The following is a 15788-nucleotide window of genomic DNA, read 5'->3' on the forward strand; positions in this document are numbered from 1 at the left end:
GTCAGGGCGTCACAGGCTTGAGCTTGCGCGACGGCGTGCCCTTGCGCTTACGTGCAGCCATGGCCAGCAGGGTCGCCAATACGAAAACGGCAGTGACGAGCTTGAGATCCGACGGCTGGAAACCCAATGTCAGGACGATGGAGATCAACTGAAAGTAGACGATCGATCCAATCACGGGGGCAATTACCTGTCGGGTCATTGACCGATTCCCGATAAGCGCTTCACCGAGAAGCAGCGCCGCCAATCCATTGACCAGCACCCCGAATCCCATATTCACGTCGGCAAAGCCTTGGTTTTGCGCGAGCACCGCCCCTCCCATCGAGGCAAACAGATTCGCCAGACCGAGACCACACAACGTATAGACTTTCACGTTTATGCCCTGGGCCTTCGCCATCGCCGCACTCGATCCAATTGCTCGCATCGCCATGCCATGCTGGGTCCCGAGAAACCAGATCACCAGCCCCGCGATCGCAATATCAATTGCACCGAGCATCACAGTCCTCGGCAGATAGCCGCCGCCATCACCGGGGAGAGCGGAGAAGATGCTCGCGAAGGTGAACAATGCCGCATTGGGTTGCCCCATCACCCGAATATCGACAGAGTAGAGCATCGAGAGCACGAGAATGCCGCACAGCAGCGTGTTTATCTTCACCTTCTCGTGAATAAACCCCGTGAGCAGACCGGCCAGAAAGCCGGCCAATGCCCCGGCTAGCAGCGACGTTACGGGGTCGAGTCCCAGCATGAGGAACTTCGCGCAAACGCATGCTCCGAAGGGGAACGACCCTTCGCCGGTCATGTCCGCAAAATTCAATATCCGGAACGGAATCATGATCGCAATGGCAATCAGCGCGTACGTAAGCCCCTGGAGAATTCCCACAGGAACCAGGTCGAGAAATCCCGAAATCAAATTCATCAGATATTCGCCGTTTGCGGCGCCTCCTGCTCAGCAGTTTCGTGAAACGTTGCTATCAGCTTTTCCATCGTCATGCGGCGCTTTGCTTCTCCCGTCAAATTGCCCACGACTTGCCCATCCGACATCATGATCAGTCGGTTGCCATAGTCCAACGCATGTTGCATGTTATGCGTGACCATGAGCGTAGTCAGTTGGTGTTCACGGACCACCTGCTCCGTTACCCGCATGACGATCTCTGCGGTGCGCGGGTCAAGCGCAGCGGTATGCTCGTCGAGCAACAGCAATTGGGGGCGACGCAGCACAGCCATGAGAAGCGACAGTGCCTGCCGCTGCCCGCCCGAGAGCAGCGACGCTTTCGCTTTCAGCCGCTTTTCCAGCCCGAGATTGAACGAAGCGATGCGCACCTCGAAGTCGCTCATTTGCTTGCTGGTAAGTCCTCTGCCGAAAGTGCGACGCTGTCCGCGAAGTGCTGCCACCGCGAGGTTCTCCTCAAGACTCAAAGCCGCTGCGGTACCCACGGATGGGTCCTGAAACACACGAGCAATAAACTCGGCTCGCCGGTGCGTGGGTAGCGATGTCACATCGCGCCCGTTGACACTGATCGTTCCGGTATCCGACTCGACTTCGCCCGCGAGTAGATTTAGCAATGTCGATTTACCGGCGCCGTTGCCGCCGACGACAACGGCGAAGTCGCCTGCGTTGAGCTCCAGCGACACATCGGTCAGCGCAATGCGCTCATCGACCGTGCCCGCGTGAAACGTCTTGCTGACTCCGGAGACCGACAGCATGGGCAATGCGTCTTGATTCACGTTCTCTCCTGCCCGATTACGTTTTAGATTCAGTTGATAAAGCATTGGCAACTCTCGAAGGATGACGGGATCTGCAGCCCGAGTTTGGCAAACTCACGCCGGCTTATCGACGTGACGTAATCGCTTGACGCAGGCTTGACCACTGGCAGCAAATTCGTCGGCTCTCCCTTGAGGGCGCGTACGGCAAGACGCGCCGCGTTAGCGCCAACCGATTCGAGCGACACTGCAAATGAAGCAGTCGCCATGCCCTGCTTGATCGCCTCGGTTTCGGAACTGATGATCGGCACGCGCAAACGTGCCATCGATGCCGCAACGCTCGGAATCGCGGATTGCACAAGATTCGACCCGGTGAGATAAACGAATCCAACGCCCTTGAGCAGTTGTGCGCGCTGTGCCAGATCGTTCACGGCCTCTACGCTCACCGCCTTGAATGTGAGCCCGGCGCGCTCGGCCGCAGCTTCAAGCGCTTGGTTTGTCACGACATCGTTCGCCTCGCCCGGGCTATACAACACACCGAATGACGTCAATCCGGGGAACAAGCGCTTCGCAAACACCAGCATGGCGTCGAAGTCCTGGAGATCCGACGCGCCGGTAAAGCGATCGCCTCCGTGCGTCCAATTCGGTACAAGACCTGCGACGACAGGATCGGTAACTTCGGCGAAGATCAATGGGATGCGTCGGTCTGGAACGGCAGAACGAGCGACCTGCGATACCGACGTTGTCAACGTCAAGATAAGGGCCGGTTTCTTTGTCAGAATCTGAGCGAACATTTGCGGCATTAATGCTTGCGTGAAGTTCGCGTCGCTGTAGACGTAACTGGTGTTCTTCCCATCGATGTAGCCAGCCTTTGCCATCTCCTCCTTGAATCCGGCGATCGTTCGTGTGAGCGACGGATGAGGCCCCAGGTTGGCAATGCCGATTACCGTCTGCGCCGTGGCGGTTTGTGACGTCGCCTCGCCTGACAGGCCCGTACCCAGGGCCGCGACAATCGCAAGAGAAAGAAGCGTCCTGCGGGATATTGCTCTCATGCCTGACATCTCCAGTGCGGCGCGTCGGGCTCGGTGGTATCGAGAGCGCGCTCTTTATGAATCCAGGGAATTCCGGGGAATCTTTGTCCCATCTCAGCCGAAACGGTGCAAACGTCTGACCGTCTTTTTAGCACCGAACATGGCAGCGAACATATTGGAGGCCGCGTCTGTACCGAAAACCTAACTTTTGTGGCGTCTCTCCCAATCTTTTCCACTAAAAGCTGCCGTCATACGCTAATCGGCCGACCTAGCTGGCCTCATTTGCCAGCAATTTGAGCCGCCACCCGAACGCCGCTTGCACAGGCGCCGCCCAGTAAGGCTTGAGAAACCCAATCCCCGCAGTAGCGTATGCGCGACTTCCCCGCATCCTGCCAATCGAGGAAGCGGCGAAGAGTACTTCCGTAACCTGGATAGAAGATAGGAATCTTGTGCGGAATCCATTGGTTCAATGTCGACAGGCGCCGCCGATCAAAATCAGGGATGCGTGCCCTGACTTCATCGATGACCCACTCATCAAGGCGATCGGTAGCGCACTGCTCCTGCACTTGCCGAATGGCCTCCGGCGTCAGTTGGCAATAGACCTGTGAATTCGGGCGTCCCTGTTGGGGCGCAGCATCGAGTTGCTGATACGTTGCGATACGGGTAGGCGAGTCGCGCATGGCAAATTCGATGCATGGTTCAAGCGATCCGGCGACGGCAAAATGAACGATGCCCAACGCGTTATAGCGAATCGCCGCAAGCATTTCGCTCTCTTCCAATGAGGGGTGAACAAGCAAAGGCGCAATTCGTGCCCCTTCTGTTGCGATCACCACATAATCCGCTGAAAGCTCGCGTCCATCGGCCAGCGTCACAACACATTGATCGTCATGTTGCTCGACGGCCGTCACCGCGACACTTGTCTGCACCGGCAACCGGTCGGCCAACGCGTTACACAGTTGCCCCATACCCCCGGCAAACGTGAAGACAGTGTCTTCACCTACCAAATGAGGCATCGTGCTTTGATAAAACAACGCCGAGATAGCATCGGCATCAAAGCTGCGTGTGCCGCGAAATACCGGTTCGATCAAGCGTTTGAGAACACCGTCCCCGATCTCCTTTCGTATGCACTCGGCAAGCGTTATGTGGTCCCACTCCAGTGCGGACACTGCCCAATCCGGATCGGCCCGCCGCCGACGCGTGCGCAGGGCGAGCGCAGCGAGTATCAAGCGGCACCGCTCACCGAGCGGCAAGCCCGGAGTCAACAGCGCTTTCCACGAGGGCATGAGCTCGATGGAGTACGGTCCGTCAAGGCTCGAGCAAAGTGCGCTCAGGCGCTTTAGCGGCACGAGTGAAGACGTAACCCCCGCAGCCTCGATGATTCGATGGAGATCCCGGCTGAAGGGATAGATCAGCCTTGCACCGCTGTTGTACGCGATGCCATTCTCGAATCGATCCCCCATGCGCCCTCCCACCACGGGAGCCGCTTCGATGACACGTACAGAAACCCCAGCGGCCTGCAATTCCCAGGCCGCACTCAATCCGGCAATGCCGGCGCCGATAACGATGGTGGAAGTCACGGTCAGACAGGCTTAGTCAATGTATCGGGAAGCACGAGTTCGATCAGCGAAGCGCCATCGTGAGAAAGTGCGGCGTCGAGTGCAGGCGCAAACTCATCGGTCGTGGTAACGCGCCATGCCCTGGCGCCGAACGAGACCGCATAAGAAACAAAGTCGACGCTCCCCAGACGCGTGCCCACCTCTCGGCCGAACATCCGTTGTTGCGAAGCGCGAATGGCGCCATATGAGCGATTGTTCGCCACCAGCACGAGCAAACGCAGCCCTAATCTCACAGCGGACTCCAGTTCTTCCCCATGCATGAGAAAGCACCCGTCTCCGGCAATTGCGACCGGCCTGTCGCAGCCGCCATGCAACGCCGCGCCAATCGCAGCAGCCAACCCATATCCCATCGCACCACTCTTAGGACCGAGTTGAGTGTTTGGCAACCGATGTGGGAAATAGCGTTGCGGCCACATGGCATAGGCGCCCGCACCGGACGTCACAACCGTGTCGTCCGGTAGTGTCTCTCGAAGGTGGGCGTAGATTGCACGCAGGTCGACAGGACCTGGACACGCGCCCGTGACCACGAACTGCTCCCGGTCTCGGCGGCAGGACTCGACCCAGGCCAATCGCGCAGTTCCCGGCGCATCTGAAGTTGCAGTGCAGGTAGCGTCGTGCGTTCGCCGATCGTCGGCAAGGAGAGCGAGCGCCGCGAGTACCGGTTCAGGTCGGGCACATATCGCAAGATCCGCTTGGTAGGCATTGTTGAGCTCCCCCTGACCAGGGTGAACATGAATCAGCTTGCAAGACGGCTTCGGGGGCCGCAGAAGCGAAAACCCCTTGAAAACATCTGCGCCAAATGTATTGAGCTCGCCCATCCGCGCACCGAGAACCAACACAAGGTCTGCCTCTGCGAAACGACGTGCAAGCCCTGCGGAGACGCCGATACCAATTTCTCCGCAGAAATGGGGGTGCGCATTGTCCATCAGATCGCGACGGCGATACGAGGTGACAACCGGGACTTGATACCGCTCTGCCACCTTGACCAAATCCCCGAGCCCCTGCGGTGACCAGCCTGTTCCGCCAACCCACAAGATCGGACGCACCGAGCGACTCAACGCTTCGGCGATTGCATGCGCATCTCCCATGTCGATGGAGGTTCCGGCACGTTGTGGTGCGCAGAGTGAAGGTGCCACCCTCTGCTGCAATGCCACGTCCTCAGGAAGGATCAGCACGACGGGCCCAGGTTTTCCGCTGATGGCGGTGTGCCAGGCACGGCTTACGAACTCGGGAATGCGAGCCGCATCCGGAATTTGAGCGACCCACTTGGCGAGCGGACCGAACACCGCATGAAACTCGTTACCCAGAAACGCTTCGCGCTCAGCGGCGTCGGTGGACGCCTGACCGACAATCAGAATCATCGGTGCGCTGTCGGTATCGGCTGTGTGCAGCGCCAGGCAGGTATTCAATGCCCCTGGGGCGCGAGCCGCCAGACAAACCCCAGGCATGCCGCTGAGTTGCCCTATTGCCTGAGCGGCGAATGCCATGCCGGCTTCGTGCCGAAAACTGGCCAGCCGAATTTGTGGCGTGCGAGACGCCAATGCGTCGAGGATCTCGAGAATGCCCTCCCCCGGTACGTGAGTGACCACGCGCACGCCGAGTTCGGCCAGAGTATCGGCAAGGATGTCAGCGCCCGAGCGCGGGTTCGTCATGAAACGGCCCTCCAAATATTGATGGAGTGCGGCGCAATCGGTACCGCACTCCCATGGCGTTCAAAAGCGATGAAAGATGCCCGCAGTGACAGCAACTTGCCGGGTCGTGGTAGACGCCCCGCCACTGGACGCATATTCGATATTGGCGTGCTTGGCATCACCCGCGGCCAGTTGGAAAATCCCGACGACGAACAAGGCGGTTCGTTTCGAGAGAAAGTAGTTGTCGATGAGGCTGAACTGATGGTACTGCGGCGTAAAGCCGGTAACGGAGATCTTCCCTCGTGTATATGTGTAGGCGAAGTTGATCTGATTGGCGAGGGTCAGGAAATGACTAACGTTTGCCTCGATATTGTCAAAGTCGGCTCGTGCGCTGCCCAGCCCCAGTTGCGTGACGCCCAGATTTTCATATCGGCTGTGAGACCAGATCAAGGCTGCATTCGTCGAGTCACTGAATGCGTACGAACCACCCGCGCCCCAAATCTCCATGCTCGCCGGGGATACGCTATACGATAGCGTCGGCGACTGAGCCGAAATCGACGGGAACAACGCCGTGTTCCAAATCCCCTCGCTAGCCGCTGTCGATGGCCGATTCAAGCGCATATACGCCGCAGACACGGAAACTGGGCCACCGACGTAGTTCGCGCCAAAACTCACCCCGCTCTGATTGTTGAAGCTCCCGGCTTGCCCGCCAAAACTGTACATTGCGCCAAATTGAACGCCAGCTAATCGTGGCGACACGTACTTGAGCGTATTGTTGGCGCGGAATTGGTAGTTGAAGTTGTCGTTGTCGCCCACGTGCGCCGTATACCCGTTCCAACGCACGGGCGCCGAATATTGAGCCAGCCAGTCCTGCGTCAAGTCATATTGACGCCCCGTCGTCAGGGTGCCCCATCGTTCATTTTGCAAACCGACGAATGCCTGCCGCCCGAACTCGCGGCCACCTTGTGCCGAAGCGCCGGTATTCGGATTGAAACCGCCCTCAAGCGTGAAGATCGCCCGGGTACCGCCGCCAAGATCCTCCGCACCTTTGAATCCCCATCGGCTCGGACCGTTAGCCGGACCAACGGATTTCCCGCCCAGCGAATTGTTGGCGTAGATAACCCCACCCATCAGCACACCATATAACGTGACGCTACTCTGCTGAGCCTGAGCGGGCGAGCAAAGAACAAGAGGCAACATCAACGGCACCAGCGAATAGAGGTATTTTTTCATGGTCGATCTCGTGATTGACAGAAGTGAGAGACGATCAACGTGTGTAGTGCATCGTCGAATGCAGCGTAAGAAAACGCCCTCACAAGACCAACGCCGCCAAAATAAGAAGAACCGAAATCACTTAACCTTGATCTATTTTCCGACACGGCACCGTCCGCCCTGCATCGAATCCGTAATCGCTTACCGCACAGCCCTCGCTGATATAGCCGAGCCGCAAATCGGTCTCGACGCTTTCCCGCTCGCGTTCAGTGGCGGGTCCGATCCCTGCACCGCCCGGCAGATCCAAACACAGGCGACGATCGCGCGGTACGGTTTGCAACCCCATTCCAGCCATACGAGTGCCGTCGTCGAGCGCCACTCGCCCGGCCAGCCCATCGAGCGCCCCATTGCGCCCGCGCGCAGGGTGTATCACGCGATCGAACATTCCGAAGAATTGAAAAGGCGCTCCATCCACTGTCCCGATTTCGAGGCTCTGTCCAAGACCGCCTCGCCAGCGACCCGCGCCACCGCTATCGCACCGCAGTTCTTTACGCCAGATCACGACCGGATAGTTGGACTCCACGATCTCTGCGGCAATCGACTTCACGCCGCTAGGGAAGGCGGTGCCGGACATGCCGTCTTCGCCTGCGCGTGCGCCAGCGCCGCCGCTATTGAAAAAAAGCGTCTCGAAGCTCTGCCCCGCACTACCGGCATCTTCCCCGGCAGCCATGGCAGCGACCGCGCCTCCGCGCAGTTGCGCCCCCCAGATGCAGGACGCGCCCTCCGCCGGGACTTCCTCCGGAAGAATGGCCGCCAAGGCGCCAAAGACCACGTCGGGAAGAAATTGCCCGATGATGTGGCGCGCGCACACCGGCCACGGACGTTCGACATTCAGGATTGACCCCACCGGGGCCGTGATGTCGATTGGCTCTAATGAGCCGGCATTGTTAGGCACCTCGGGCGCAATGGCAGCCCGAACCCCGAACGCTGTATAGGCCCGGGTGTAGTTGAGTACAACATTGATTCCGCGATGGCTGGCAGACGACGACCCATCGAAGTCGACACGAATGCGTCCTTCGCCGACTTCCAGTTCCGCCACCAGATCGACGGGGGAATCAAAGCCGTCGATGCGCATGGCGTAGCGATACCGGCCCCGGGGCAATCGCGCAATCGCGCGCTGCATCGCCGCGCTCGATCGATCGATGATGTCGTTCGCAACACTGTCGAGCCCGGTCTCACCGAATTCATCCAGCATCGCGATGAGTCGCCGCGCACTGGCCTCGTTAGCGCCAATGTAAGAAAGGATGTCTCCAATGACTTCGTCTGGCTGACGTACGTTGGCGCGAATAATATCCAGCAGATCCTGATTCACCTCCCCGGCCCGGGCCAGCGGCAAGCGCGGAATACAAAGCCCTTCCTCGAACACCGAGCGACCATCCGGGCCTTGCCCCAACCCGCCGATGTCGACCTGATGGCAGGTGCAAGCCAAGAGCGCGATAACCGAGTCATTGCGAAACACCGGTGAAACCACGGTCACGTCATGCAGATGGCCGGAGGCAAGCCACGGGTCATTTGTGATGAAATGGTCGCCAGGGCGCATAGTGTCGATCGGAAACGCGTCCAGGAAGTGTCCGACCGCGGCAGCCATCGAATTGACGTGACCGGGGGTTCCGGTGACGGCCTGCGCCACCAATCGGGCACGCGTATCGAATACGCCTGCCGACAAGTCACCGGCCTCTCGTACGGTTGGACTGAAGGCCGTGCGCATAAGCAGCCGAGCCTGCTCCTCCACCACTGAAATCAGTCGAGTCCAAATAACCTGAAGGCGAATCGTGCGGTTGGATGCCGGGTCATCAGGCGGCGCCTCAGTTGTAGGGTCCTTGTGGTCCATCATTGATATTCCTTGCGCGATATCTGAAGCCCGGCCGAGGAACGCTGCCGTTCGAGTACAAGGTGTCCCGAACGCACGCGACGCGCGCTGAATTCCTGCGGCACGACGATCGTCGTCTCATCGTCGACAATCACCGCAGGTCCCAGAATTACCGAGCCGTCCAAGAGAGTGTGGCGGCGATGAAATGCCGCGTCGACACGCGTCTGGGACGATTGATCCAACACCGATCTCACATCGACTGGCAAGGGCGCCGTCGCGGCCGACATTCGAGCATCAGGCGGCGTGAGCGAGTGCGCCTCTTTCGCGGGCATGGGCGGTGTGTGCGAGATACGCACGCTCCAACTGAGAATCTCGATATCCGCATGCGCGATCAGACGGCCGAATCGCGCTCGATAGTGGTGCTCGAATCCGGCTCGGAGGGCGACAATGCTCGTTTGATCCATCGCCAAATCGCGAATCGGAACCTGTATTTCATGGCCTTGGCCGCGATAGCGCATGTACGCAAACGCTTGTGTTTCATTGTCGGCGGCCGGCACCGGGCGGGTATGACCGATAACGCCGGCGGCTTCGTTTCGTAGTTCTTGAAGCAACTCGTTGACCAACGATGTATCCAGCTCGCTGAGCATTTGATAGAGACTTCGGGCCGCCTCGAAAGAAATGGGCGCCACGAGAAAACCGTACGCCGAGCCCACACCCGCCGCGACCGGCACGATAACGCTATCGATGCCCAACTTCTCGGCCAACCGCGCAGCATGCAGCGGCGCGGACCCACCGAACGCGATTAGCGTTCTCCCTGCCAACGTTTTTCCAAGCTCAATGGCATGCTCACGTGCGGCCCCCGCCATTGCCTCATCTGCCACTTCTGCGACCGCGTAGGCCGCAGTATCCTGAGCAACGCCCAACGGCGAGGCGATGGTCCGGTCCAGCGCTTCAAGCGCGGCATCCGTGTCGAGCGGAAGAGTCCCCGAAGCGAAATACTCGGGGTCTAAGCGTCCAGCCACCAGGTGCGTGTCGGTCAGTGTCGCGTCCGCACCGCCTAAGCCATAACAAGCGGGGCCCGGTTGTGACCCAGCGCTCGTCGGGCCAACCGTAACGCGGCCGAGTACATCGATGCTTGCAATGGAGCCGCCGCCCGCACCTATCTCGCACAGTTCGACAACGGGGATCCGAAGCGGAATTCCGCTGCCGGGCTTGAAGCGATAGAGCCGTGCCACTTCTAGCGATCGCGACATTTGCGGGCTCCCGTCGTCAATGAAGCACAACTTTGCCGTGGTGCCGCCAATGTCCAGAGAAAGCACGCGATCGAGACCCAGCATCCGGCTTACGTAAGAGGCAAGCAGCGCCCCACCGGCGGGGCCCGACTCGAGCAGACGGACCGGATAGCGGCACGCCGTTTCCACATCGCACAACCCGCCGTCCGAGGTCATCATCAACAGGGGAACATTGATACCCATCAATTTGAGTGCCTCCGACAAGCGCTGCAAATAGGAGGCCATCAGCGGCAGGACGTATGCATTGACGCAGGTAGTCGAAAAGCGCTCGAACTCACGAATCTCCGGGGATACGTCTGACGACAGGCTGAACGACACATCAGGCAGTCGCCTCATGAGCCGTTCGGCTGTTCGCTGTTCGTGGTCGGCATTGGCGTAACTGTGCATAAACGCGATCGCCACACTCTGCACCGCTTGCGCAGCGAGCGCGTCAGCAACACGATCTACACTTGCTTCGTCGAGCGTGAGCAGGACCTGTCCCTTGGCTCCCATACGCTCGACCACCGTAAAACGGAGGTCGCGGGGCACAAGCGGTTCCGGCTTTCTGACCCGAAGGTCGTATTGGTCCGCACGCGCCTCACACCCGGTTTCGATGACGTCCCGAAAACCTGCGGTCGTCACCAGGGCTGTCTTGGCACCACGCCGTTCAATCACGGCGTTGGTCGCGAGAGTCGTGCCGTGCAACACGGCCCCAAGGGCGCTGGCGGGAATGCCGGTCAGTTGCAGAAGGTGGGTAATGCCCGCGATGACCGCCCGCTCAGGCGCCTGCGGCGTCGACAGGCATTTGTGGGTGTGCCGCTGATCGCCAAGCTCAAGTACGAAGTCGGTAAAGGTGCCGCCTATGTCGATACCGATGCGTGGCGGCGGGGAGGCGCGAAGAGAAGACATTGTCGCTCCGTAACAAGGACAGGGCGCCGCGCATTGCGACGATCAGCCAATAAGTTACGGAACTCGCCGGCGATTCGCGTTGGATATCGGAACTATGAACTACTGATTCGGTAGCGCGTCGCCCCTGAGCGCCATTACCGGGGGATAACCCGTACGCGCGGCGCTGATATCCGCCTGCGTTGCGAGCGATTTTCGGCGTCGGACGAATGAAATAGGATTTCGGGCCTGAATCTCAACCGGCCGTGCTACGAATTTTGGTATTCGCCAAAATGAAACGAGGATGTACTTGCGAACATCGTCCTTCGTCGACGCAAAGCGAATCGGCGACGGATCTTTTTTTCACCGCTTACCGAGGATGCCCATGCTCCCGAAACCCTTTGCCAAGCGACTGTCCAGCGTCACATTGATGTTCTCGCTGATGGCGAGTTCCATGCTTGCCAACGCGGAGACGACCGTCATCGGGATCGCCAATTTTGGCCCCCACCCGGCACTGTCGCGAACCATTTCCGGCTTTAAAGAGCAGTTGGCAAAACACGGGTTCGTTGAAGGCAAAACAGTCACTTATGCCTATAGCGATGCCAACTTTACGCCCGGTCTCATCCCTCAAACGCTGGCCCAGATCGTCTCGCAGCGCCCGAAGGTGATTCTGACGGTGACAACTCCTGTTGCACAGGCTGCCGTGCGCAACGTGTCCGATGTACGAATTCCACTCGTATTTTCTCAAGTCACCAATCCCATTGCGGCCGGGCTGGTGCCCGATTGGGAACATGGGAGCGAGCGCATTGTCGGCACGGCGAGCGTAACCGACTACGATGCGGTTCTGGCATTTGCGAAGAAGGTCTTCCCGCGCGCCAAGTCCTTTGGCGTTCTCTACAACGCAGGGGAAGTGAATGACGTTGCCGCCATCAAGAGTCTGGGCGTCGCCGCGGAAAAAGCCGGCATGAAGATGGTCGCGACCAGTGTCGATACAACCATCGATGTCCCGCAGCGCACCGGAACGATGAAGGGGCTCGACTTCTTCTATGCAATTGGCTCCAATCTCGTACAGTCGTCGCTTCCCGCAGTTGCCAGCGTAACCGATCGACTCAAAATTCCAATTCTATCGGCCGAGCACGAACTCATTCGCAAGGGAAACCTCATCGCCGTTGCCTACGCGCCCTCATACGAATCGCAAGGAGCCCACGCAGCCGATCTTGCTCTAGCACTCATGAATGGCAAGAAACCATCGGAACTGGCCGTCTATCGCCCTCAGCCCGGCGACTATCTGGCGTTGGTCAATCGAAAAAAGCTTGAGCAACTCGGCTTGACCGTTCCTCCCGAAATGCGGGACTGCAAGTGCTTCGTCGATCCCCAATAACCGTAGAGCACCTCGCGATGGAAACCAACTCGGATGGGCAAGTTCGCAAACGGGTCGTTCATGGCGTAACGCTGGGCATTTTGATGCTCGATACCGGTTTCGAGCGACTACCCGGCGATATCGGTCACGCGTCGACCTGGGACTTTCCCGTTCAGTACGCTTTGGTAAAGGGTGTGACCGGGCCACAGGTCATGTCGCCGGGTGCGAGTGCCAGTCTCGACTTGTTTGTCGCGGCAGCGCATGATCTCGTGGCATTGGGGGTAGACGGAATTACGACGAGCTGTGGCTTTCTGGCGGCATACCAGAGTGAGTTGCAGGCAAGATGTCCTGTTCCGATTGCGACGTCAAGTCTATTGCAAATTCCGATGATCTCGAGGGTGCTGCCGTTCGGTAAGCATGTCGGCGTATTGACGGCGCGGCGGGAGGCAATGACTCCCGCTCACTTGACGCAGGTGGGCGCACCGCTCGATGTGCCCATCGCGGGCCTGCGTGAGGCGTCGCACTTCTTCCATAGCCAGTTGCACAATGCCGCGTCGGTAGATCCCGCACGGAATTTCGCCGATCTGCTTAGCTGCGCTCAAGAACTGCTCGCAGAGCACCCGGATGTTGGTGCGATCGTCAGCGAATGCACGAATTTCTCTCCCTACTCGGCCGCACTCGCCGATGCCCTAAAGATGCCGGTGTTCGATATTGTCTCCTTGATTCAGTGGTTCCATCACGGCTTACGTCCGAGGCGGTTTCACACAAATTAGACATCATCAGATTGCCGCTGTGATTGGCCTAAGTCTGCTTGCGGAATCCCCGAGGCGCCGTCCGGTATCGGTCCACGATCACTCAGGAGAAATTAGGCAGCAGTATTGATATTGTGGAGCGTGTCTCGGCGGAGACGCGTTGGGAACGCGCCAGTCGGCACGAACAATGAAAAGACGAAACGCTTCAGCCGTCCAAGCGCTTGCCATCGCTCGAAGCTCCTTATGGAAGTCGCCCGAGAGGGTAGCAACAGGAGTAGCAATGGCGCCCGGCAGGACCAAAAGAAAAGGGGTTAGCCGAAGCTAACCCCTTTGATCCTGCTGGTCGGAGCGATAGGATTCGAACCTACGACCCTCTGATCCCAAATCAGACCGGAAAAATACCCGCAAACGCCTTACCAGAACGCGGCAAATTGGTTTCGTGTCTAACAAGATGCTAAAGGATTAGGCACGGCAACATGCGGGTTTGCGGGCGACATGCGGCGAGATATTAGACATCGAAATCGGCGGCAGAAGAACGAATCGGACTAGGAGCCGGACGTCACCCGCCCCGAAGTTATAGGCGCTCTCTTCCGAGTCGCTCCCAGACCTCAAGGGAAACGTCGGACTTTTCGTCTTTGATTTTCTCAACGACCGATAGAACCTCTTCAATTGAAGTTCCAAGAAGGTGTTCTACACTAGGTGCCCCGGTGTATGCGACCCCACCGTTACCAGCGCGAATGGCTTGCGACTGCAATTTTGCAGCCGTGATGGTGGCGGCAGCCTGGAGAATTGCATTCTGATCCAGCTTCATTTGACATCTCCACTGAGTATGCGAGCCAACATCTTAGCGCAGCCTCATCACTTCTCACGATTCGACCTCGTCAGCGCGTCATAGCTCCGCTCGCAGGCAAGTCCTGCGATGTGGGCAGCGTCAGCGAATCGCGCGATGTCTCCCGCAGCTTCGTCAGTCCGACTGAACAGCCCTGCGAGCAAATCGAGGGGATCTGTTCCGACACCGGCTGGCGCGCTTCCGCTGGCAGTGGTGGAATGTTTCGCAGCGGCGACAAGCTCTGCGACTCGTTTGCGCAGGCCGTCAGCAGCAGCATCAGCGGTACGAGCGTCGGCCAGAGCTTGGTCAGCTTTTTTCTTTGCATCGTCGGATATCCCAGCCAGCGTTTTCGTCGTCTGGCGATAGAGGTTATTGGAAGCTGTCAGGTCGCTGATCTGCTTTGCCTGACTGGCGACCGTAGCCGACTGGTTGGCGTCGTGGTGCCCCTTCCAGTAGCCGCCGCCGGCCGCAAGCACCACGGCGAGAAGGAATGCACCCCATAGGCGCGGATCGATCCAACTCATCGGCCAAACTCCATCATCGATGCGAGTCGCTTTGCTCTGTCGCCGACCTGACGCGCCCACAGACTGTCGAGCATCTCAGTGGCGGCCGTTGCCCAGTCTCCACGCTGCGCAGCTGAGAGAAAATTCCGGAAGCCGAGCAACTTGCCCTGCATGTTGAACGCCATGTTCATCATCACGCGCTGACGCACCGGATCGAGCGACGTCCACCACGGAAGGTTTCGGTCAAGCCAAGCCTCAGTCTCGGCCACGTCGTTCCGGTACATCAGGTCGATTTCGTCGTCTCGGAATCCCTTGTCCGTCAGGTTCCTACCAACGCCACCACTCACCTTGCCGACGGTGTCGACGTAGATGCGTAACCGCCGACCTTCATCGCGAGTCAATTCAGCCTTGAGTAGGTTTGAGTCGTAGTTACCCATGCTTTCGCTCCTTGTTTGCCCAGTACGCCTTCCGGGCCATCAGCCACACGCCGACAATCGCCATCCCGACGAGCATTAATACCTCGGGACCGTCGATCGCATGGCGCATCCAGAACGGCTTGAATAGGTTGCCGGCCGACGCCAGACCGATGGCGACAAAGCCCGTCGTGCCCCAGAACCCCGTCGCGATCGCATCACTCAGCGTCACCCAAATGCATGCGCCGAGAACGACGACGTTAGCGGCAAAGAACACCGATACCCAGATCATTTTTCAAGCCCTCCGGAGAGTCGCCGCTTGAGAGCCCCGATCAGGTCGGCATCGTTGATTTCCTTGAACACTTCCTTTGCAAGCGCCAGGCCGAACAGCCCCATCAAGAACCCGAACGCCTGCTGTGCGCCGGCGTCCGTGATCGCGAAATACATCACGACCAACGGACTGAGGTAGTAGGACATCGCCGCGCCGGCCGCGAACGACATCGCTTTTTGTTTCTTCGTCAGCCCTTCACCGATGAATCGGAGCGCAATCAGCGATCCGATTGCCCCCGGAAGCACCTTCACCACCACGGCCAATGCGGCCGCCACGGCACTCGATGTTGGTTCTGCCATTGGTTTGTCCCTTGAGCGCCCCCGCGCCCGATGTGGAAATGAAAAAGCCGCCCGAAGGCGGCTTTGATGAAGAGTGCGCAATCTACT

Annotated in this window: 15 protein-coding genes; 2 read left to right on the forward strand and 13 right to left on the reverse strand. The window is 58.9% G+C overall.

Annotated elements, in window-relative coordinates:
* Position 1 precedes the first annotated feature (1 nt).
* The 8 genes from PBR20603_RS21675 to PBR20603_RS21710 all read right to left on the reverse strand — a co-directional run bounded on the left by PBR20603_RS21675 (position 2) and on the right by PBR20603_RS21710 (position 11238).
* Positions 2-913: an ABC transporter permease gene (locus PBR20603_RS21675; protein ID WP_150561520.1), complete on the reverse strand. Its 912-nt coding sequence runs from the start codon at positions 911-913 to the stop codon at positions 2-4.
* Complete coding sequence (locus tag PBR20603_RS21680) at positions 913-1701, reverse strand: ABC transporter ATP-binding protein (protein ID WP_150561571.1); 789 nt, start codon at positions 1699-1701, stop codon at positions 913-915. The genes PBR20603_RS21675 and PBR20603_RS21680 overlap by 1 nt, the downstream gene beginning before the upstream one ends.
* Before the next feature lie 50 nt (positions 1702-1751).
* On the reverse strand, positions 1752-2750 hold the full coding sequence (locus PBR20603_RS21685) for an ABC transporter substrate-binding protein (protein ID WP_246174917.1): 999 nt from the start codon (positions 2748-2750) through the stop codon (positions 1752-1754).
* 257 nt (positions 2751-3007) lie between these two features.
* Positions 3008-4306, reverse strand: coding sequence for a protoporphyrinogen/coproporphyrinogen oxidase (locus tag PBR20603_RS21690; protein WP_174978017.1), 1299 nt, complete (start codon positions 4304-4306; stop codon positions 3008-3010).
* Positions 4307-4308: 2 nt separating this feature from the next.
* Entirely contained in the window at positions 4309-5997 is a 1689-nt protein-coding gene (locus PBR20603_RS21695) for a thiamine pyrophosphate-dependent enzyme (protein ID WP_150561523.1), read from the reverse strand.
* A 60-nt stretch (positions 5998-6057) separates the two neighbouring features.
* On the reverse strand, positions 6058-7209 hold the full coding sequence (locus PBR20603_RS21700) for a porin (RefSeq protein WP_246174918.1): 1152 nt from the start codon (positions 7207-7209) through the stop codon (positions 6058-6060).
* A gap of 121 nt (positions 7210-7330) precedes the next feature.
* The gene (locus PBR20603_RS21705) at positions 7331-9082 is read right to left on the reverse strand and encodes a hydantoinase B/oxoprolinase family protein (protein ID WP_246174920.1); all 1752 of its coding nucleotides are present in this window, start codon (positions 9080-9082) and stop codon (positions 7331-7333) included.
* Positions 9079-11238, reverse strand: a complete 2160-nt coding sequence (locus PBR20603_RS21710; protein ID WP_150561524.1) for a hydantoinase/oxoprolinase family protein — start codon at positions 11236-11238, stop codon at positions 9079-9081. Before PBR20603_RS21710 ends, PBR20603_RS21705 begins: the two co-directional genes overlap by 4 nt.
* Before the next feature lie 361 nt (positions 11239-11599).
* Between PBR20603_RS21710 and PBR20603_RS21715 the strand changes: the two genes are divergently transcribed.
* Positions 11600-12595: an ABC transporter substrate-binding protein gene (locus PBR20603_RS21715; RefSeq protein WP_246174922.1), complete on the forward strand. Its 996-nt coding sequence runs from the start codon at positions 11600-11602 to the stop codon at positions 12593-12595.
* Positions 12596-12612: 17 nt separating this feature from the next.
* Positions 12613-13347, forward strand: a complete 735-nt coding sequence (locus PBR20603_RS21720; protein ID WP_150561525.1) for an aspartate/glutamate racemase family protein — start codon at positions 12613-12615, stop codon at positions 13345-13347.
* A gap of 553 nt (positions 13348-13900) precedes the next feature.
* On the opposite strand, the gene PBR20603_RS21725 is transcribed toward PBR20603_RS21720, so the two are convergent.
* From PBR20603_RS21725 to PBR20603_RS21745, 5 genes are read right to left on the reverse strand one after another with little or no spacing between them, the layout of a single operon-like run.
* Entirely contained in the window at positions 13901-14137 is a 237-nt protein-coding gene (locus PBR20603_RS21725; protein ID WP_150561526.1) for a hypothetical protein, read from the reverse strand.
* Positions 14138-14184: 47 nt separating this feature from the next.
* Positions 14185-14679 carry a DUF2514 family protein gene (locus PBR20603_RS21730; protein ID WP_150561527.1) on the reverse strand — a complete coding sequence of 165 codons (495 nt, stop codon included), beginning with the start codon at positions 14677-14679 and terminating at the stop codon, positions 14185-14187.
* Positions 14676-15095, reverse strand: a complete 420-nt coding sequence (locus PBR20603_RS21735; RefSeq protein WP_150561528.1) for a lysozyme family protein — start codon at positions 15093-15095, stop codon at positions 14676-14678. Before PBR20603_RS21735 ends, PBR20603_RS21730 begins: the two co-directional genes overlap by 4 nt.
* Positions 15088-15363: a holin gene (locus PBR20603_RS21740; protein ID WP_246174923.1), complete on the reverse strand. Its 276-nt coding sequence runs from the start codon at positions 15361-15363 to the stop codon at positions 15088-15090. The genes PBR20603_RS21735 and PBR20603_RS21740 overlap by 8 nt, the downstream gene beginning before the upstream one ends.
* A complete protein-coding gene (locus tag PBR20603_RS21745; RefSeq protein ID WP_150561529.1) occupies positions 15360-15701 on the reverse strand; it encodes a holin in 342 nt (113 codons plus the stop codon). Before PBR20603_RS21745 ends, PBR20603_RS21740 begins: the two co-directional genes overlap by 4 nt.
* Positions 15702-15788 lie beyond the last annotated feature (87 nt).

The organism is Pandoraea bronchicola, from assembly GCF_902459805.1.
GTDB classification, from domain to species: domain Bacteria; phylum Pseudomonadota; class Gammaproteobacteria; order Burkholderiales; family Burkholderiaceae; genus Pandoraea; species Pandoraea bronchicola.